Below are 18,017 nucleotides of genomic sequence, written 5' to 3' on the forward strand. Positions count from 1 at the left end.
CATGCCGCGATACACAGCCAAAGAGATATTAAAGAAACTCAAATCCCTTTCGAACCCCAAAAATATCGAGGGAATGTCGCGCTTCGGCATCAGTTCCAAAAATACCCTCGGCGTATCTATACCAAATCTCAGGAAGATAGCGAAAGAGACAGGCAAAGACCACGCGCTCGCGCAAAAACTGTGGGCATCAGGCATCCACGAGGCGCGCATCCTCGCCGGTATGGTAGCCGATCCCGATAAGGTCACGCACAAAGAGATGGACAAGTGGGCGAAGGATTTCGATTCGTGGGATGTCTGCGACCAGGTATGTTCGAACCTTTTTTCTTATACGCCGGTCGCCCACAAGAAGACCATCGAATGGAGCAGGAAGAAAGAAGAATATTATAAGCGGTCGGGTTTCGCGCTGATGGCCTGCCTCGCGGTCCATGACAAGAAGGCGAAAGACGCGGCATTCATGGTTTATTTTCCCGTAATAAAGAGGGAGTCTACCGACGAGCGCAATTACGTCAGGAAAGCCGTCAACTGGGCCCTGCGCCAGATCGGCAAGCGCAACTCGAAACTCAGGAAAGCCGCGCTTAAAGCTGCCAAAGAGATATATAATATAGACTCGAAGGCCGCCCGCTGGATCGCCGCGGACGCGATAAGGGAGTTAAAGAATAGATGAGCAGGAGATTCATGCTCCTGGCCGTTAAAGAGGCCGCGAAGAACCTCAAGAAGATGGGCGGCGGGCCGTTCGGCGCCTGCATCGTCAAAGGTAACAGGGTGATTGCCGTTGCGCGAAACTCCGTCCTGAAAAATGACGCGACATGCCATGCCGAGATGAATGCCATACGTCTTGCCTCGCGCAAATTAAAGACCTTCGACCTTTCAGGATGCGTTATTTATTCTACGACAGAGCCGTGCCCGATGTGTTTTTCCGCGATACACTGGGCCCGGATAGATAAGATAATCTACGGCACGTCGACGAAAGACGCCAAAAAGATCGGTTTCAACGAGCTCGAGATAACCGACAGCCGTCTCAAATCCCTGGGAAAGAGCAGGGTAAAACTTGTCCCGGGATATATGCGTAAAGAATGCCTCGAACTCCTCAATAAATTCAATGGACTTCCAAATAAGAAATTATATTAAGATCTACCTCTGGGCAGTCGCGATCTCCCTGGTCGCCTTCTTCGCCTATAACATCCTCCAGGAAGTCTTCGGCGGCGAGCAGGCCCGGATAAAAAAATTCATAATGACCGGGAAAGCCCGTATCGAGAAGAAGAACATCCTCGGCATCTCGGATATGGTCTCCTTCAACTACAAGGACAAATACGGCAATGACCGCCCGGCTATTGTCTACGGCGCGAAGGGTTTCGTCTCGTATTATAAGGATGTCTTCATAAATATCGAGAGCGTCGATATAAAACTGAACGCGGCGAAGACAGAGGCGGACGTGGAAGTGGTCGCCCTGATAATAGGCCGCACCGGCGGGGGGACATCGGAAACGATAATGCAGGGGCTGGAAGGGGAGAAGGATAAGTTCAGGCTGAGGCTCATCAAAGAAGAAAACGGCTGGAAGCTCCTTGAGTTGGAATTCCTCCAGCCGCTAAATGTGATGGGCGAGACTATCGGCTGCGTCCCAGCGCCTTGTCGAGATTATTCTGGAGATCCGCCTTCTTCCTGAGCTCGTTGAACCAGGTTATCGAGGCGAAATATCTCTTCTGCTCCGCCATCATCTTCTTCAATTTATCTTTTTCTTCCTGGTATTTCTTCTCGTCTATGGGGACTATCGAATCCTGTTTCACGATCGCGTATCCGTCATGGACCCTGACCGCGTCGCCGAATACCTCGCCCTGTTTTAAGGAGAACGCGGCTTCCGCGAACTCGGGCGCCACGCCGAGTCCTTCTATATATTGTCCGCGCGCGAACGCGTCGGTCTTTTTGACGGATAGCGACAGCCCTTTCGCGGCCGACTCGAATGACTCTTTCTTTTCGATAGAGGCCTTTATCGCCTTCAGGGCTTCCTGCGCCTTGGTTTTTGCCGTCGCATCAGCTTTCTCCGCCTTTAAACTTTTTTCGACGGCATCCTTTACCTCGGCGAGGGCGGCCTGGCGCTCCGGCTTCTTTTCCTTTATCTTTATTATATATACGCCGGTCTTCGTTTCGATGGGGCTGCTGACCTGGCCCTCGGCAAGGGAGAGCGCGGTGTCCGCGAATTTGAGGTCGTATCCTATGGTCGGGATATTCGTCTCCCTGTTAAAAAGCCCCGTCTCTTTTACCGCGAGCGAGAACTTCTTTGCGGCCGCCGCGAGGTCCGTGTTCGCGGCTAATTCGTAGGAGACATCCTTCATCTCTTTCCTGATCTTTTGTTTAGTCTCTTCCTTGTCGTCCGGGAACGGCTTGGCGATGTATTCCGCGTTCACCTGCGCGGGTATCTTAAAGGCCTCTTTGTTCTTTTCGAAATAGGCCTTTATCTCGTCTTCGGCCGCCGCGGCCTTCGGAAGGTTATCGGCGGTCTTGAACAACGCGTAATCGGCTTTCGCCTTTTCGTTCAGGAATTTATATTCCTTGAGGACTTCATCGTCGGTGATCTTCGCGTCGCCGCTGTGTTTTTCGATCAGCTTGTCTATCGCCAGGTTCTCTTTGACCTGTCCCTCGAACTCAGCAGGGGTGAGGCCGAGGCTGTATTTCAGTATCTCCTCGTATTGCCTCTTGCTGAACCTGCCGCTCTTGTCGTTGAAGGCGGTTATTTCCTTGACGGAATCGACGATCTCCTTATCGCTGACTTTTATGCGCTCTTTTTTTGCCTCGTAGAGCATTATGAGCCTGTTCCATGCCTCGTCCTCGACCACCTTTTGTACTTTCGAATCGTCGGGCAGGTTGCCGTACCTCATTTTCAGCTGGGTCGCCGCGGCGTTATAGGCCTTCCGGAAATCGCTTATGGGGACCTTCCTGCCGAATATCTTTCCGGCCGGCGGGTTGGTCTCGTGTCCGCTGACCGCGTAGAGGCCGATGAAGGCCACTATCAAAATATAAAGAGGCACCCTTGCGTTTTCCCTGATCTGTTTGAGCATTTTAGGTTCTCCTTGGAACCCCCGTTGCGAGGGGGTATATAAAGTCAGGACATTATAACAGGAAAACCGGGGACAGGCAACCCCATTTATGGTAAGATAAAGTAAACTTTTTGCGGTCATTATACGTCTAATAAAGTAAAAGGAGGATAAGATGAGGGTATCCCAGGCAATTTTGGCGGCAGCGCTTGTCCTGATCATCGCGTCAAGCTCGGCCTTTACCGGTTATTATATCGGCAAGACGCAATCAAGGGAGCACGCCTTTGAGAGGTTCCATAAGCTGAAGGAATACGGTAAGGAGCATCCCGAGCAGTTCAAAAAGATGATGGACCGCAGGCGCGGGCAGATCCGCGAGAGGCTCGGGAAATTGAAAGAGAAGGACCCGGCGAAGTACAGGGAGATAATCCAGGGCCAGATCGAGAGGATGGAGTCGACCCTCTCGGAGCTCAAGAAGGACCTGGCGGATACGGGCAAGTAGGGGTCGAACCGATATTGGATCCTGAACTTCTGCTTATTGAACGGGCAAAAAATGGCGAGCGGGCTGCGTTCGACTCGCTTGTGGATATCTACAAGGGGAAGGCGTTCGCCCTCGCTTACAGTTTTACCGGGAACGCCGAAGATGCCAAGGACGTGCTGCAGGAGGCGTTCGTAAAGGCGTATTTGAATATCAGGAAATTCCGCGGCGGCTCGGCTTTCTATACCTGGTTTTACAGGATACTGGTGAACCAGTGCAGGGACGTCTTAAGGAAGAAGCAGTCCAGGATGAAGGTGCTTGCCGACATGCCTGAGCCCGCGGATGAGGACGATGCGGCGCCGGTAGAGGCGGTCGAGGGTGGTCCGGACCCGGGAGAGGCGCTCCTCAACAAGGAGATACGGGAAAAAGTCGACGAGGCGATAAATAGGCTGCCGGAGAAGCAGAAGATGACATTTATATTAAGACATGTGCACGGGATGAAATTGGGCGAGATCGCCGGCGTGATAAAATGCAGCGAGTCGACCGCGAAGGTCCATCTTTTTCGCGCGACAAAGAACCTGCAAAAGGCGTTATCGCCGTACATAAATACGGAGGGGGGTGGCCAATATGGCGTCGTTTAAGGATATTATGGAGATGATGGCGAAGAAGAAGGTTCCCGAGCCTCAAAAAGAGTTTTGGCTGAAGTTCGACAGGGAACTGCGCGAAAGGCTGGATGCCATAGACAGCCGTAAGTCTAGCCGCGGCTATGGGTTCGCCGAAAGCCTGGGCTGGGCCTTCTCCGCGATATTCCAGCCCAAGCCGGTCCTTGTCGCGGCGACATTAGTCGTTGCGATCAACCTGATGGTCTTCTCCCTGTCATCCGGCGGATCGGGCCTTGTCTCGGTCGCGCTCCTCTCAAGGGATGACCTCGCCGGAGAGTTCGTGCTGACGGAAGAACTGGCTTCCGGCGAAAATATCGTTGACTTTTAGGCTCGTAGAATATAGAATATGAGCCATGTCAAAGCTAAAAATAGGTTTGCCGAAAGGTAGCCTGCAAGAGGCTACCTTTAAACTGTTTAAGAAGGCCGGATTTTCCATATCCTCTTCAGAGAGGTCGTATTTTCCTTCGACCGATGACCCGGAGCTTGCCCCTGTCCTGTTGAGGGCGCAGGAGATGTCGCGGTATGTCGAAGGGGGCATCCTCGATTGCGGCATTACCGGCAATGACTGGATACTCGAGAACAAGTCCGACGTCATCCGCGTCGAAGAGCTTACCTACGCCAAACAGAGCCTCAATCCCGTAAGATGGGTCCTGGCCGTCCCGGAGAATTCCAATATACGCGGCGTAAAGGACCTCAGCGGCAAAAGGATAGCCACCGAACTCGTAAATTTCACAAAAGAATATCTTAAGAAGAAGAAAGTCGCCGCCGACGTCGAATTCTCCTGGGGCGCGACAGAGGCCAAGGTATATTCCGGCCTTGTCGACGCTATCGTCGAACTTACCGAGACCGGCTCGTCGCTGCGCGCGCACAACCTCAAGATCGTCGAGACGCTCTGCACATCGACGACCCAATTAATAGCGAACAAAAAATCCTGGAAGGACCCCTGGAAGAGGGCGAAGATAGAGAAGATCGCCATACTCCTCAAGGGCGCCATAGCCGCCGAGGAGAAGGTCGGCCTGAAGATGAACATCGCTAACAAGAACCTGAAGAAGATCCTCGGCATACTTCCGGCCATGCGCAGGCCCACGATCTCGCAGCTTAGCGTCCCCGGATGGTGCGCGATCGAGACGATCATAGACGAGAAACAGGTGCGCGAGCTCATACCCAAATTGAAACAGGCCGGGGCGGAAGGCATAATCGAATACCCGCTCAATAAAGTCATATATTAAAAGGAGGCAGTACAAGATGCCGTGCGGTAAAAAGCGCAAAAGAAGGAAGATCAGGACTCACAAGAGGAAAAAGAGGCTCCGCAGGGATAGGCACAAGAAGAAGTAGTCCTTCTTGGGACCCGGCTTTCCACAGGTGAAAAAGTATATTTTCGTTGCCATAACAGGGGTGGCCCTTTTTGCCATAATAAAAGGGTCACCTCTCTATTGCAGGTCTTCCGAGCGCCTCTCCGATTACGATACCCTTTTTTCCGAAGGCCAAAAATCGAAGAGCGCCGATACGAAGTCCTATGCCCATTTTCTCATGGGCAACATGCTCGACAACGAATCGAAGTTCGAGCAGGCCATCGAGGAATACAAGAAGGCCCTGCAGCAGGACCCCAAGTCCTCGACCATAAATACGTGCATAGCGCTCGATTACATCCGGCTCAACAAGTCCGAGGATGCGGAGAAATACCTCAATATCGCGATCGAGAGCGACCCTTCGGACGTCAATGCCCGCTTTACCCTCGCCCTCCTCTACACGATAACGAAGAAATTCGATAAGGCCGCCCAGCAATATGAGGAGATAGTAAAAAAGGATCCGCACGACATCAAAGCCCTCGCCTCGCTCGCCGATCTTTACGTAGTCCAGAAAAAGATAGAGGAAGCCGCCAAGGTTTACGAGGACATCCTCAAGGAAGGCAAGGAGTCGGGGCTGATACATTTTACGCTGGGGATCTTTTACACGAAGTTAGGGAAATATGACGATGCGCTCAAGCATTTCGACGCGGCTGTAAAGCTCAGTCCCGATTATGCCGAAGCGCGCCTGAGCAGGGCGATAATCTGGGAACTTAAGGGCGATTACCCCAAGGCGATAGAGGACTACAAGAAGACCCTCGAGGCCGAGCCCCTGAACACGAAGATATACGCCTTGCTTGCGCACGCGTATTACCGCGCCGGAAAAATTGAGGACTCGATCGCGACCTATAAACTTATCATCGGCCTCGCGCCGGATAAGATAGACGGTTATCTTGAGCTCGCATATGTCTATCTAAATGAAAAGAAGCCGGACGAAGCTCTTAGCCTCCTTGATAAGGCGTCCGTTATAAAAAATGAGCCGCGCGCCAACCTGGCCTTTATAGTAAAAGGGATGGCCTATTCGCAGAAGAAGATGCCGGAGGAAGCCATAGCCGCCTATAAGCGGGCGGTAGAACTCGCGCCGAAGGATGCCGAAGGATATTTTTATTTAGCCTCAGTTTACGAAAGCAGCGGGGATAAAGCGCTCGCCATAGAAGAATTAAAAAAGGCGATCACGCTCAACCCCGGGCATGCCGACGCGCTTAACTTTTTAGGCTATATGTACGCCGAAGGCGGGACAAATCTCGACGAGGCGATAAGCCTGATCAAGCGCGCTATCGATATAAGCCCGAATAACGGCGCCTATATAGACAGCCTCGGCTGGGCATATTTCAAGAAGGGGATGACCGACGAGGCGATAGACCAGCTCGAGAAGGCGATATCCATTTACGGGAAAGATTCGATACTCTATGACCACCTTGGGGACGCGTATTACAAGAAAGGCCTGACGGCGAAGGCGGAGGACGCCTGGAAGAAGTCGCTGGAATTGAAAGCCGACCAGCCGTCGATCAAAGAGAAGCTCGAAAGATCGCAGAAAGCCCGGAGATAATGGCAAGACCAAGCCTCGACCAGTTAAAAGATGCGGCTAAAGTGATAAGGAAAGACGTCCTGACGATGCTTTCGGAGGCGGGGTCCGGACATACGTCCGGCTCGCTCTCATGCGTCGAGATCGTCGTAGCCCTTTACTATTATAAATTGCGTTATGACCCCAAGAATATCAAATGGCCGGAGAGGGACAGGTTCGTCCTTTCGAAGGGTCACACCTGCCCGACGCTCTACGCGGTGCTCGCGCGCAGGGGATTCTTCCCGTGCGAAACCCTCATGACCGTGCGCAAGCGCGGTTCGATACTCCAGGGGCACGCGAGCCTCAACACGCCGGGCTGCGAGGCCTCGACCGGCTCGCTCGGACAGGGACTCTCCATCTCAGACGGGATGGCGTTATCCGCGCGCATGGACTTCAAGGATTACAGGGTATATTGCCTGTTGGGCGACGGCGAGCTTGACGAAGGGCAGGTATGGGAAGCCGCTATGACCGCCGCGCATTATAAGCTCGACAACCTCTGCGCCATCATAGACCTCAACAAGCAGCAGATAGACGGTTGGACGAGCGACATCAAGAACCTCGAGCCGGTAAAAGACAAATGGCTTGCTTTCGGCTGGCACGTCATAGAGATAGACGGCCATGATTTCAAGCAGATAATGGACGCGCTCGATAAGGCCGAGATGATAAAAGGGAAACCTACGGTGATAATAGCGCATACGGTAAAGGGCAAGGGCGTCTCGTTCATCGAGAAGAACGCGCCCGGATACCACGGCACGGCGGTCAAGAAGGCCGACCTTGAAAAGGCGCTGAAAGAAATAGAAGAGGGCCTTAAATAAATGGCTGTAATTAAACCCACGCGCGACGGATTCGGCGAGGCGCTGGTCGAGCTCGGGAGGTCCAACAAGGACGTCGTAGTATTGTCCGCGGACCTTACCGCTTCGGTGCGCGCCAATTGGTTCAGGGATAAATATCCGGAGAGATTCTTCGATTTCGGCGTGGCCGAGCAGGATATGATATCCACTGCCGCCGGTTTCGCGTTGAGCGGCAAAGTCCCGTTCGCGTGCACGTTCGGCGTCTTCGCCTCGGGCCGCGCATGGGACCAGATACGGCTTTCGGTCTGCTACATGAATTTGAACGTCAAGATCGCGGGCAGCCACGGCGGGATATCGGTAGGCCCTGACGGCGCCTCGCACCAGGCGCTGGAAGAGATAACGCTTATGCGCGTCCTTCCGAACATGACCGTGATCGTGCCGTGCGATTCCGAAGAGGCCCGCCTCGCGACACTCGCGGCCGCTTCGCATCCCGGACCGGTATACTTAAGGCTTGGGCGCGAACCCTGCCCGGTAATAACCGACTATAAGGATACTTACAAGATAGGCAGGGCCCTGCGCATGGCCGACGGTTCCGATCTCACTATAATAGGGACCGGTATTATGGTACATGAAGCGCTGAAGGCGAGAGACGACCTCAAGAAACAGGGAGTGTCGGCTCGAGTAATAAATCTCCATACGGTAAAGCCGATAGATAAGGAAGAAATAATAAAGGCCGCGAAGGAGACAAGGGCTATCGTCACCGCCGAGGAGCATACGATCGCAGGCGGTATGGGAAGCGCTGTCGCCGAAGTGTTGGCCGAGAATTGCCCGGTCCCGATGCGCATGGTGGGAATGAAGGACCGTTTCGGCGAATCCGGCGAGGCCCTTGAGCTCATGAAGTATTTCGGCCTTACCGCCGAGGGCATCGTGAAAGCGGCGCTTGAACTCCTTAAAACCAAAAAGTAATGCCTATGATCAACCTGAAGCCTCCCGCGAAGATAAATCTTTACCTTAAAGTCCTGCGCAAGCGGCCCGACGGCTATCACGATATCGAGACCGTCTTCGAGCGCATAGACCTCTGCGACGAGCTTACCCTGAAGCCGATACCCGAAGATATTGTGGTCAAATGCGATGACCCACAAGTGCCTTGTGATAAGCGCAACCTCATATACAGGGCCGCGCAGATGCTCAGGGAAAAATGCGGAGTATTGGACGGGGTGGAGATGACCTTAAAGAAGAATATCCCGGTCGCCGCCGGGTTAGGCGGCGCCAGCTCGGATTGCGCCTACGCCTTGCGCGGCCTGAACGAGCTGTGGAACTTAAAACTTAATAAAAGTCAATTATTTGAGATAGGCGGCGCCATAGGGGCTGATGTCGCCTTCTTTTTGCTCGATTGCGGGAGAGCGATAGGCCGCGAAAGAGGCGAAATCCTCGAGCCGTTGCCCAAGGGCAACGGCTTTTGGTATCTCCTTGTGAATCCCGGGTTTCCGGTGCTGGCAAAAGAAGCCTATGAGGGCCTAAATTTGGGCTTGACTTCGGCCCCTTCTGATAGTAGAATTAACCCTGCTCGCCTCAAAGAGATAAGATTTGGGGGCCTTAAGGATCTTTTGTTTAATAGCTTGGAAGTCCCGGTTGAACGCAAGTTCAGCGCCATCTCCGAGATGAAATCTGCGATAAAAGAAGCGGGGCTCAGGTTTTCGATAATGAGCGGCAGCGGACCTACTGTGTATGGGGTGGCTTCCGGTAAAGAGGAAGCTCTGGAAGCTAAGAGTAGGCTCATACTAAGGGAGGGCTGGCAGGCTTTTGTCGCGCAGACTTTGTGGTAAGCCAGTCATTTCTCGATCCCGCCGGGCGGGACTTCATCTGAGGTGGAAAGGAGCGGCAGATGCAGATCACCGAGGTCAGGGTCTTCATGAAAGAGGGTCAGGATAGGAAGCTTAAGGCTTACGCCACGGTCACTTTCGACAATGCGTTTGTCGTCAGGAATATAAAGGTCATCGAGGGGCAGAAGGGCCTCTTCGTCGCGATGCCGTCGAGGAAGATGAAGGAACCCTGCCCTAAATGCAATTTTAAGAACGTAGTGCGCTCCAAATATTGCAACAACTGCGGTTCCGCCCTGGATTGCATCGCCCGTCAGGCGGCGAAGAGCCCGGAGGACGAGGCGAAGGAACGCCAGGCGGAACACAAAGACATAGCCCATCCTATCACGCTCGAATTCAGGGAGCTTATCCAGAAGAAGGTCCTGGATGCCTTTGATGCCGAGAAGAAGAAGGGTCCTGTCCCAGCCAAAGGGGCGGAGTACGCAGAAGAAGAAGACTAACCGCTAGTTTTATTTTCTTCTGCCCGGTAGTGTAAGGGTAGCACACGAGAATTTGGATCTCGGCGTTGAGGTTCGAATCCTCACCGGGCAACCAATGCGAGGCGAATCGGAATGACAGAGAGATGCTCGTTTTGCGGGAAATCCCGCGAAAAGGTCAAAAAATTGTTCTCAGGGCAGGGCGCGTATATCTGCGAGAGTTGCGTCAAGCTTTGCGGACAGATACTGTCCAGCGACGACGAAGAGGAGCTTAAACAGAAACGCGAGACCCGCGTCAAGGAACTTTTAAAGCCCGCCGAGTTAAAGCGCCAGCTCGACCAATACATCGTCGGACAGGAGCGCGCCAAGAGGCAGCTTTCCGTTGCCGTATATAACCATTACAAACGCATAGTCACGCAGGTCCAGAGCCGCGACGTCGAGTTCGAGAAGTCGAATGTCCTGCTTATCGGGCCGACCGGGTCCGGCAAGACGCTTTTGGCGAGGACGCTCGCGAAGGTCCTCGATGTGCCGTTTGCCCTGTGCGACGCCACGCCGTTGACAGAGGCCGGTTACGTAGGCGAGGACGTCGAGAACGTGCTCTTGCGCCTCCTCCAGGCGTGCAATTACGACGTAAAACGCGCGCAGCACGGAATAATATATATCGATGAGATAGATAAGATAGGGAAGACCCAGGAGAACGTCTCGGTCACGAGGGATGTCTCGGGCGAGGGCGTCCAGCAGGCGCTGTTAAAGATCCTGGAAGGGACGACCGCCAATGTCCCGCCCCAGGGCGGCAGGAAGCACCCTCAACAGGAATACATACAGGTCGATACGACCAACATACTTTTCATCTGCGGAGGGACTTTCTCTACCATTGACAAGATAATCGAGCGCAGGATAGGGAAGAAGACGATCGGCTTCAGCACATATCTCGAAGAGCCGCAGGCCAGCAAGGCCAAGAAGCTGGGAGACCTCCTTTCCCGCGTCGAGCCCGAGGACCTGTTGAAGTTCGGGATGATCCCGGAATTCGTCGGGCGCCTTCCGGTCGTCGCGACGCTCAACCCGCTTGACGAGAAGGACCTCGTTGAAGTCCTCATCAAGCCGAAGAATTCGCTGGTAAAGCAATATACGAAATTTTTCGAGATGGAGAACGTGAAACTTACGATCCCCGAAGATTCGCTTGTAGCGATCGCGAAAGAGGCCATGCATAAAGGCACCGGAGCGCGCGGCCTGCGTTCGATACTCGAAGAGATAATGTTCGAAGTGATGTATGATATTCCGTCGCAGAACGAGATCGCGGAGTGCGTAATCACGCCCGAATGCGTCACGCGCAAGACCATGCCCATACTCATCTCGCGCGGCGAAGACAAAGACAAACGTAAAATAGCTTAAGGGATAAGAGCACAAATTGAGCGGCTTCGGTTGTGTGATCCTTGCCGCCGGCAAGGGAACGCGTTTCTATTCCGATATACCGAAAGTCCTGCATGACCTGAACGGGAAACCCGTCCTTCAGCATGTCCTGGACGCGGCGTCGGCATGCGGGTTCGAAAAGCCGGCCGTCGTGATAGGCCGCGGGGCCGGAGAGATCGGGCGTTTCCTTAAAGGTAAAGCCAGGCCCGTCGTCCAGGAGAGGCAGCTAGGCACGGCGGACGCGGTAAAGTCCGCGAAGAAAGAATTATCGCGGTTTGATAACATCGCGGTCCTTTACGGCGATGTCCCTCTCGTAAAGAAAGAGACCTTACGGTCTTTGGTAAGGCAGCATAAGGCTTTCGCGTCTTCCTGTACGGTCCTGACCGTCGAGATGGAAGACCCGTCCGGATACGGCAGGATCATCCGCGGGATATCAGGCGGCGTGGAGGCTATCGTTGAGGATAAGGAGGCGACGGCGGAAGAGAAGCGGGTCCGCGAGATAAACGTCGGGCTCTATTGTTTCGACCGCAAAGACCTTTTTGAAGTCATTGACAGGGTGCAGAGATCGAAGGTCAAGAAGGAATTCTACCTGACCGACGTGATCGCTATCCTTCTGGAAGACGGCAGGAAAGTCGGCGCATTCAAGACCGGCGATCCCGATGAGTCCATCGGGATCAACTCGAGGGCTGATTTGGCTAAGGCATATTCGATATTGAACCAAAGGAAAATAAAAGAACTTACCGGCGGGTCGGTCACCGTATTGGACCCGGCGACGACATTCATATCGCCGGAGGCGAAGATCGGCAGGGACACGGTAATATATCCCTTTACCTTTATCGAGAAGGATGTGGTCATAGGCAAGCGCTGCTCGATAGGGCCGTTCTGCAGGTTAAGGCCCGGCACGGCCATCGGTGACGGCGCCGAGATCGGGAATTTTGTCGAGATCGTCCGTTCGAAGATCGGCTCCAAGTCGAAGGCCAAGCACCTGACTTACCTCGGCGATACCGTCGTCGGCAAAGGCGCTAACGTGGGATGCGGCACGATAACGGCCAACTACGACGGGAAGAGGAAGAGCAAGACTGTAATAGGGGATAAGGCTTTTGTCGGGAGCGGCACGATACTGGTCGCCCCGGTCAAGATCGGGAACGGCGCCGCAACAGGCGCGGGAAGCGTCGTCTTAAAAAATAAAAACATCCCGGCAGGGGCTGTCGTCGTGGGAGTGCCGGCGAGGATACTGGATAAATCCAAAAAGGCAAAGGGCAAAAGATGAAGAACAATAAGGAGATACTGGTATTTTCCGGCAACGCGAATCGCGATCTGGCGAAGAAGATCTGCAACTACCTTAAGGTCCAGTTAGGCAACGCCCAGGTCGACAGGTTCAACGACGGCGAGGTAAGGATAAGGATCGCCGAGGACGTAAGGGGCCGGGACGTATTCATCGTCCAGCCGACATGCAATCCGGTAAACGACAATCTGATGGAATTATTGATAATGATAGACGCCATAAAGCGCTCGTCGGCGAGGCGCATCACCGCGGTCATGCCTTATTACGGATACAGCAGGCAGGACAGGAAGGACCGCCCGCGCGTCCCGATCACGGCGAAGTTGGTCGCCAACCTCATAACCGTCGCCGGCGCGAACCGCGTACTGACGATGGACCTGCACGCCGGACAGATACAGGGATTTTTCGATATACCGCTCGATAACCTCTTCGCGGTAAACACATTCATGAGGCATTTCGAGAAGATGCACCTTCCTAACCTCGTCGTAGTCTCGCCTGATGTCGGCGGCATGAAGATGGCGCGCGCTTACGCGAAGAAATTCAAGGCGGGCCTGGCTGTCGTAGATAAGAGGCGGATAAACGACAAGGAAGCCGAGGTAATGAATATAATGGGCGAGGTCAAAGGCAAGAACGTCTGCCTTATCGATGACCTCGTCGCTACGGCCGGGACCCTGGTAGAGGCGGTCGCGGCGCTCAAGAACGCCGGGGCAAGGAAGGTCTTTGCCGCGGCCACTCATGCCGTCTTGTCAGGGCCGGCCATAGAGAGGATAGAAAATTCCGAACTCGAGGAATTGATAGTGACCGACACGATACCCATACCCAGGGAGAAGCTGATCCCGCGGATAAAAGTGTTATCGGTGGGGCCGCTTTTGGGACAGGCGATAGAGAGGATACACTACGAGAAATCGATAAGCACATTATTCGAGAAAGTGTACCAATAAAAGGAGAAAGAAGTTAAATGGAACAGGTAAAACTGGAAGCTAAGGCAAGGAAGGAACTCGGCAAAGAAATAGTAAAGCGCGAACGCGTAAAGGGGATAATCCCCGCCGTCGTCTACAGGAAGGGCGAGAAGTCCATGCCGCTTTTCCTCGACAGGAAAGCGATGGATAAGGCGCTCCATACCTCGGCCGGAGAGAACGCCCTCATCAACCTCAAGATCGAGGGCGATGAGAAGGCGAAGGCCAAGACCTGCATCATAAAAGAGATCCAGCATGACCCGCTGAGCGGCCACATATTGCACGTCGATTTCAACGAGATCTCGTTGACCGAGGAGATCAAGGTGAACGTGCCCCTCTCCTCGAAGGGCGAGTCTGTCGGCGTGAAACAGGAAGGCGGCGTGCTCGAGCATCTCCTCTGGGAGATCCAGGTCGAGTGCTTGCCTACCGATATCCCGCAGAAACTTGAGGTCGATGTCAGCAACATGAAGATAGGCGACGCGCTTTTCATAAAGGATATAGTCGCGCCTAAGGGCGTAAAGATCCTCAACGACCCCGACGTCAGGATCTTCGCGGTCGAGAAACCGATAGAGATCATGCCTGAGGAAGTCGCTGCCGCTGCAGAGACCGCTCCGGCCGAACCCGAAGTCCTGAAGCAGAAGAAACCCGAAGAGATCGCCGCGGAAGAGGCAGCTAAAGCCGCAGCGAAGGCCAAGGAGAAAGAGAAGAAGGAATAACGGTCAACGGGATGAAAGTGATCATCGGCCTCGGGAATCCCGGGAAGAGATACGAAAAGACTCGGCACAACGTGGGCTTCATGGTTGCGTCCGCGCTGGCCGGCATCCACGGCATAAGGTTAAATACGAAGGCGTTCAATTCGCTCATTGGAAGAGGCAGGATGTTAGGGGAGGAAGTGACCATAGCGCTTCCCCAGACCTATATGAACAGGTCCGGAGAGGCTGTCAGGGCGATACTCTCGCGCAGGAAGACCGAGCTTTGCGACCTGCTCGTTATCTGCGATGACGTCAACCTCTCTCTCGGGATCACGCGCATAAGGGCTGACGGCTCTGCCGGAGGCCACAACGGCCTCGCTTCAATAATAGAGTGCCTCGGAAGCGGCGATTTCGCGAGGCTTAGGGTCGGCATAGGCAAAGAAACGCAAAGCGCCGGCCTGAGCGGATATGTCCTCTCGACTTTCAAGAAATTTGAAGAAGCGATCCTAGACGAAGCAGTGGAAACTTCCGTCGATTGTTGCGAAACATGGCTCAAGGGCGGCGTAGAACGCGCCGCGACTCAGTTCAATCTGAAGAATAGAAAGGAAGGATAGATGAAGAAATACGAAGGGCTTTTCATACTCAAACCGAACTTAAGCGATGAAGAATACGGGAAGCTGACCGCCGCTGTCTTAGAGGTCATCACCAAGAACGGCGGGAAGGTCGACGCTAAAGAGGAATTAGGGACCAGAGACCTCGCCTATCCCATAAAGAAAGAGAAGAAAGGCCGCTACCTTTTGGCGTATTTTACCGCCGAGCCGCAGTCGATTGTGGCGATGGAGAGGGTCTATAAGATAAACGAATCTGTCCTCAGGGCCGTCATCTTCATCCACGAAGCCCAATAATAGAGGTATCTATGGCCAGCCTTAACAAGGTATTTCTGATCGGTAATCTGACGCGGGATCCCGAATTGAGGTATATCCCGAGCGGGAGCGCGGTCACGACATTCACCGTCGCGGTCAACCGCGTCTATACGCAGCAGGGAGAGAAGAAGGAAGAGGTCTCTTTTATCAAAGTGGTCGTCTGGGCCAAGATGGCGGAGACGTGCGGCGAGTATCTTTCTAAAGGCAGCCCGGTCTTCGTCGAGGGAAGGATCCAGAGCCGCAGCTGGGAAACGCCCCAGGGCGAAAAACGCTCCGCGGTCGAAGTCATCGCCGAACGGGTGCAGTTCCTGGGACGGGCCAAAGGAACCAAACAGGAGGGCGGCCCGGAGGCCGAGCCTGCCGATACGCAAACCAACGCGCCATCCGGAGAGGATGCGCCGTTTTAACCGAAAGTAAGGAGAGAACAGGCAGAAGATGGAAAGAAGAGAAAAGAGGGTATACAGGAAGAAGGTCTGCAAATTCTGCGGAGAGAAGTTAAAGGCGATAGATTACAAAGACACGATGAGGATAGCGAAATTCGTCACGGAAAGGGGCAAGATCATACCGTCGAGGATATCCGGCAATTGCGCGAAACACCAGCGCATGCTCGCGAAGGCCATCAAGAAGGCGCGCCTCGCCGCGTTCATACCTTATACCTCAGTCTAGGCTGTCCAAAATATAGAGAGGACGTTCAATGGCGACAAAATTGATATTGTTGAAGGATGTCGATAACCTCGGGAAATCCGGCGATATAATATCCGCAAGCGAAGGCTACGCGAGGAACTTCCTTTTACCGCGCGGCTTTGCTCTGTCGGCAACCGAGCAGAATATAAAGACGGCCGAAACCAACAAGAAACAGAAGGCCGAGGCGATGGAGAAGGAGAGGCAGGAAGCGGCCAGGCTCGCCGATGCCATCTCGAAAGTCTCCTGCACCATAGCCGTAGAGGCGGGAAAGGACGACAAGTTGTTCGGCTCGGTCACGAACATCGACATACAGAAAGCGCTGGAGGCCGAGGGCATAATCGTCGACAAGAAGAGGATAGAGATCAAAGACCATATAACCCAGATAGGGATATTCCAGATCCCGATAAAACTGCACCAGGATATCACCGCTAACCTGAAATTATGGGTGGTCAAGAAATAACATGGCCCAGGGCAAAGAAGGCAGGGATATATCCCTGGAGAAACTCCCGCCGCAGGACCTCGATGCCGAGATGGCCGTCCTATGCTCTATGATGATAGAGGAAGAGGCGATATCGCATGCCGTCGAGCTGCTGAAGGAAGACGTTTTTTACAAACAGGCCCACAGGATAATATTCAACGCCATCGTAGGGCTTTACAGCAACAATAAGGCCGTCGACCTCATAACGCTCGTCGACGAACTGAAGAAGAAGGGCGAGCTCGAAGAGGCCGGCGGCATAAGCTACCTCACTTCCCTTACTACTTTCGTTCCGACCGCCGCCAACATCAGCCATTACGCGAAGATAGTAAAAGACAAGAGCATGCTCCGCAGCCTGATCACGAGCGCCACCACCATACTTTCGGCCGCATACGACGCCCAGGACGAGGCGAAAGAGATACTCGACAAGGCCGAGAGGATGATATTCGAGATAACCTCCAGGAAGGTCGAAGGGGGGTTCGTCTCGCTCAAAGAGATAATAAAAGATTCCATAGAGACCATAGATTCGCTCTATCAGAGGAAGACGAACGTGACCGGCCTGGCGACCGGGTTCGACGATTTCGACAAGATGACCTCCGGCTTGCACGAAGGCGAACTTGTAGTGGTCGCAGGAAGGCCGTCGATGGGCAAGAGCGCCCTGGCCTGCTGCATCGCCGAACACGTAGGCATAGTGCTAAAACAGGGAGTGGCTGTCTTCAGCCTGGAAATGTCCAAGGAACAGCTCGCGCAGAGGATGCTTTGCTCCCACGCGAGGGTCGACGCCAGCAAGGTGAGGACCGGCTTCCTTTCCCAGACCGACTGGCCGCGCCTCGTCAACGCGGCAGGAAAATTCTCGGAAGCGCCTATATTTATAGACGATTCCTCGGCGCTTTCGGTCCTGGAGCTGAGAGGGAAGGCCAGAAGGCTTAAATCTATGCATGACATCAAGCTTATAATAGTAGACTACCTGCAGCTGCTCGAGAGCCCGTCGTTTCGGTCCGAGGGCAGGCAGCAGGAGATATCCGACATATCTCGTTCGCTGAAGGCTTTGTCCAAGGAGTTAGGCGTCCCCCTTATCGCGGTAAGCCAGCTTTCGAGGAAGCCGGAGGGCAGGGATGATAAGCGCCCGCAGCTTGCTGACTTGCGCGAATCCGGCGCTATCGAGCAGGACGCGGACCTGGTGCTTTTGTTGTTCCGCGAGGAGTTTTATAACCCCACCGAAGAGAACAGGGGCATCGCGGAAGTGATGATAGCCAAGCAGCGCAACGGCCCGACCGGACCGACGAAACTCGCGTTCCTGAAAGAATTTACGAGATTTGAGAACCTGTCCGTAAGGCAGGATACATGATCCTGAAGGATGGACCTTCCTTTGTTATTATGGGAGGGGTCCACAATTCGCTTTACATTGTTTTTAGTGTATGTTAAATTAAAC

The 18,017-nt window shown here is 53.8% G+C and carries 23 protein-coding genes and 1 tRNA gene; 23 read left to right on the forward strand and 1 reads right to left on the reverse strand.

Features of this window, described 5'->3' with window-relative positions; translation table 11 throughout:
• The first annotated feature begins 1 nt into the window (after nt 1).
• From WC317_02740 to WC317_02750, 3 genes are read left to right on the forward strand one after another with little or no spacing between them, the layout of a single operon-like run.
• Entirely contained in the window at nt 2-664 is a 663-nt protein-coding gene (locus tag WC317_02740; protein ID MFA5339050.1) for a DNA alkylation repair protein, read from the forward strand.
• Nucleotides 661-1,128: a nucleoside deaminase gene (locus WC317_02745; protein ID MFA5339051.1), complete on the forward strand. Its 468-nt coding sequence runs from the start codon at nt 661-663 to the stop codon at nt 1,126-1,128. The genes WC317_02740 and WC317_02745 overlap by 4 nt, the downstream gene beginning before the upstream one ends.
• Nucleotides 1,100-1,663 (forward strand): hypothetical protein, encoded by a 564-nt coding sequence (locus tag WC317_02750; protein ID MFA5339052.1) that lies wholly within the window; start codon nt 1,100-1,102, stop codon nt 1,661-1,663. The genes WC317_02745 and WC317_02750 overlap by 29 nt, the downstream gene beginning before the upstream one ends.
• Here the strand turns inward: WC317_02750 and WC317_02755 are convergent.
• Complete coding sequence (locus WC317_02755; protein MFA5339053.1) at nt 1,605-3,053, reverse strand: SurA N-terminal domain-containing protein; 1,449 nt, start codon at nt 3,051-3,053, stop codon at nt 1,605-1,607. The two genes, WC317_02750 and WC317_02755, sit on opposite strands and share 59 nt — an antisense overlap.
• A 151-nt stretch (nt 3,054-3,204) precedes the next feature.
• Here WC317_02755 and WC317_02760 point away from each other — a divergent pair, with 151 nt between their 5' ends.
• The 20 genes from WC317_02760 to dnaB all read left to right on the forward strand — a co-directional run bounded on the left by WC317_02760 (nt 3,205) and on the right by dnaB (nt 17,933).
• Nucleotides 3,205-3,528, forward strand: a complete 324-nt coding sequence (locus WC317_02760) for a hypothetical protein (GenBank protein MFA5339054.1) — start codon at nt 3,205-3,207, stop codon at nt 3,526-3,528.
• Between the two features lie 14 nt (nt 3,529-3,542).
• Entirely contained in the window at nt 3,543-4,145 is a 603-nt protein-coding gene (locus WC317_02765) for an RNA polymerase sigma factor (protein MFA5339055.1), read from the forward strand.
• Nucleotides 4,132-4,494: a hypothetical protein gene (locus WC317_02770; GenBank protein MFA5339056.1), complete on the forward strand. Its 363-nt coding sequence runs from the start codon at nt 4,132-4,134 to the stop codon at nt 4,492-4,494. Before WC317_02765 ends, WC317_02770 begins: the two co-directional genes overlap by 14 nt.
• Nucleotides 4,495-4,519: 25 nt before the next feature.
• On the forward strand, nt 4,520-5,395 hold the full coding sequence (gene hisG / locus WC317_02775) for an ATP phosphoribosyltransferase (protein ID MFA5339057.1): 876 nt from the start codon (nt 4,520-4,522) through the stop codon (nt 5,393-5,395).
• A 133-nt stretch (nt 5,396-5,528) separates the two neighbouring features.
• The gene (locus WC317_02780) at nt 5,529-7,061 is read left to right on the forward strand and encodes a tetratricopeptide repeat protein (protein MFA5339058.1); all 1,533 of its coding nucleotides are present in this window, start codon (nt 5,529-5,531) and stop codon (nt 7,059-7,061) included.
• Nucleotides 7,061-7,891, forward strand: coding sequence for a transketolase (locus WC317_02785; GenBank protein ID MFA5339059.1), 831 nt, complete (start codon nt 7,061-7,063; stop codon nt 7,889-7,891). The genes WC317_02780 and WC317_02785 overlap by 1 nt, the downstream gene beginning before the upstream one ends.
• Nucleotides 7,892-8,833, forward strand: a complete 942-nt coding sequence (locus WC317_02790; protein MFA5339060.1) for a transketolase family protein — start codon at nt 7,892-7,894, stop codon at nt 8,831-8,833.
• A complete protein-coding gene (gene ispE, locus WC317_02795; protein ID MFA5339061.1) occupies nt 8,833-9,693 on the forward strand; it encodes a 4-(cytidine 5'-diphospho)-2-C-methyl-D-erythritol kinase in 861 nt (286 codons plus the stop codon). Before WC317_02790 ends, ispE begins: the two co-directional genes overlap by 1 nt.
• A 59-nt stretch (nt 9,694-9,752) precedes the next feature.
• A complete protein-coding gene (locus tag WC317_02800; protein ID MFA5339062.1) occupies nt 9,753-10,187 on the forward strand; it encodes a septation protein SpoVG family protein in 435 nt (144 codons plus the stop codon).
• 20 nt (nt 10,188-10,207) lie between these two features.
• A tRNA-Gln gene (locus WC317_02805) sits at nt 10,208-10,281 on the forward strand.
• 17 nt (nt 10,282-10,298) lie between these two features.
• Nucleotides 10,299-11,555 (forward strand): ATP-dependent Clp protease ATP-binding subunit ClpX, encoded by a 1,257-nt coding sequence (clpX, locus tag WC317_02810; GenBank protein MFA5339063.1) that lies wholly within the window; start codon nt 10,299-10,301, stop codon nt 11,553-11,555.
• A 16-nt stretch (nt 11,556-11,571) separates the two neighbouring features.
• Nucleotides 11,572-12,843: an NTP transferase domain-containing protein gene (locus WC317_02815; protein ID MFA5339064.1), complete on the forward strand. Its 1,272-nt coding sequence runs from the start codon at nt 11,572-11,574 to the stop codon at nt 12,841-12,843.
• Entirely contained in the window at nt 12,840-13,796 is a 957-nt protein-coding gene (locus tag WC317_02820) for a ribose-phosphate pyrophosphokinase (GenBank protein MFA5339065.1), read from the forward strand. The genes WC317_02815 and WC317_02820 overlap by 4 nt, the downstream gene beginning before the upstream one ends.
• A gap of 17 nt (nt 13,797-13,813) precedes the next feature.
• Nucleotides 13,814-14,527, forward strand: a complete 714-nt coding sequence (locus tag WC317_02825; GenBank protein MFA5339066.1) for a 50S ribosomal protein L25 — start codon at nt 13,814-13,816, stop codon at nt 14,525-14,527.
• 11 nt (nt 14,528-14,538) lie between these two features.
• Entirely contained in the window at nt 14,539-15,117 is a 579-nt protein-coding gene (pth, locus tag WC317_02830; protein MFA5339067.1) for an aminoacyl-tRNA hydrolase, read from the forward strand.
• Nucleotides 15,118-15,408, forward strand: coding sequence for a 30S ribosomal protein S6 (gene rpsF, locus WC317_02835; protein ID MFA5339068.1), 291 nt, complete (start codon nt 15,118-15,120; stop codon nt 15,406-15,408).
• Nucleotides 15,409-15,419: 11 nt separating this feature from the next.
• On the forward strand, nt 15,420-15,833 hold the full coding sequence (locus WC317_02840; GenBank protein MFA5339069.1) for a single-stranded DNA-binding protein: 414 nt from the start codon (nt 15,420-15,422) through the stop codon (nt 15,831-15,833).
• Nucleotides 15,834-15,861: 28 nt separating this feature from the next.
• A complete protein-coding gene (gene rpsR, locus WC317_02845) occupies nt 15,862-16,092 on the forward strand; it encodes a 30S ribosomal protein S18 (GenBank protein MFA5339070.1) in 231 nt (76 codons plus the stop codon).
• Between the two features lie 28 nt (nt 16,093-16,120).
• Nucleotides 16,121-16,570: a 50S ribosomal protein L9 gene (gene rplI, locus WC317_02850; GenBank protein MFA5339071.1), complete on the forward strand. Its 450-nt coding sequence runs from the start codon at nt 16,121-16,123 to the stop codon at nt 16,568-16,570.
• Nucleotide 16,571: 1 nt separating this feature from the next.
• Nucleotides 16,572-17,933 (forward strand): replicative DNA helicase, encoded by a 1,362-nt coding sequence (gene dnaB / locus WC317_02855; GenBank protein MFA5339072.1) that lies wholly within the window; start codon nt 16,572-16,574, stop codon nt 17,931-17,933.
• Nucleotides 17,934-18,017: the final 84 nt, after the last annotated feature.

It is taken from the genome of Candidatus Omnitrophota bacterium (assembly GCA_041653595.1).
GTDB lineage: Bacteria > Omnitrophota > Gorgyraeia > Pluralincolimonadales > Pluralincolimonadaceae > Pluralincolimonas.

Excerpts from the sequence above, each read along its gene's own strand:
- WC317_02740 (MFA5339050.1), top strand. The coding sequence starts at position 2 with ATGCCGCGATACACAGCCAAAGAGATATTAAAGAAACTCAAATCCCTT.
- WC317_02745 (MFA5339051.1), top strand. The coding sequence starts at position 661 with ATGAGCAGGAGATTCATGCTCCTGGCCGTTAAAGAGGCCGCGAAGAAC.
- WC317_02750 (MFA5339052.1), top strand. The coding sequence starts at position 1,100 with ATGGACTTCCAAATAAGAAATTATATTAAGATCTACCTCTGGGCAGTC.
- WC317_02755 (MFA5339053.1), bottom strand. The coding sequence starts at position 3,053 with ATGCTCAAACAGATCAGGGAAAACGCAAGGGTGCCTCTTTATATTTTG.
- WC317_02760 (MFA5339054.1), top strand. The coding sequence starts at position 3,205 with ATGAGGGTATCCCAGGCAATTTTGGCGGCAGCGCTTGTCCTGATCATC.
- WC317_02770 (MFA5339056.1), top strand. The coding sequence starts at position 4,132 with ATGGCGTCGTTTAAGGATATTATGGAGATGATGGCGAAGAAGAAGGTT.
- hisG (MFA5339057.1), top strand. The coding sequence starts at position 4,520 with ATGTCAAAGCTAAAAATAGGTTTGCCGAAAGGTAGCCTGCAAGAGGCT.
- WC317_02785 (MFA5339059.1), top strand. The coding sequence starts at position 7,061 with ATGGCAAGACCAAGCCTCGACCAGTTAAAAGATGCGGCTAAAGTGATA.
- WC317_02790 (MFA5339060.1), top strand. The coding sequence starts at position 7,892 with ATGGCTGTAATTAAACCCACGCGCGACGGATTCGGCGAGGCGCTGGTC.
- ispE (MFA5339061.1), top strand. The coding sequence starts at position 8,833 with ATGCCTATGATCAACCTGAAGCCTCCCGCGAAGATAAATCTTTACCTT.
- WC317_02800 (MFA5339062.1), top strand. The coding sequence starts at position 9,753 with ATGCAGATCACCGAGGTCAGGGTCTTCATGAAAGAGGGTCAGGATAGG.
- clpX (MFA5339063.1), top strand. The coding sequence starts at position 10,299 with ATGACAGAGAGATGCTCGTTTTGCGGGAAATCCCGCGAAAAGGTCAAA.
- WC317_02820 (MFA5339065.1), top strand. The coding sequence starts at position 12,840 with ATGAAGAACAATAAGGAGATACTGGTATTTTCCGGCAACGCGAATCGC.
- WC317_02825 (MFA5339066.1), top strand. The coding sequence starts at position 13,814 with ATGGAACAGGTAAAACTGGAAGCTAAGGCAAGGAAGGAACTCGGCAAA.
- pth (MFA5339067.1), top strand. The coding sequence starts at position 14,539 with ATGAAAGTGATCATCGGCCTCGGGAATCCCGGGAAGAGATACGAAAAG.
- rpsF (MFA5339068.1), top strand. The coding sequence starts at position 15,118 with ATGAAGAAATACGAAGGGCTTTTCATACTCAAACCGAACTTAAGCGAT.
- WC317_02840 (MFA5339069.1), top strand. The coding sequence starts at position 15,420 with ATGGCCAGCCTTAACAAGGTATTTCTGATCGGTAATCTGACGCGGGAT.
- rpsR (MFA5339070.1), top strand. The coding sequence starts at position 15,862 with ATGGAAAGAAGAGAAAAGAGGGTATACAGGAAGAAGGTCTGCAAATTC.
- rplI (MFA5339071.1), top strand. The coding sequence starts at position 16,121 with ATGGCGACAAAATTGATATTGTTGAAGGATGTCGATAACCTCGGGAAA.
- dnaB (MFA5339072.1), top strand. The coding sequence starts at position 16,572 with ATGGCCCAGGGCAAAGAAGGCAGGGATATATCCCTGGAGAAACTCCCG.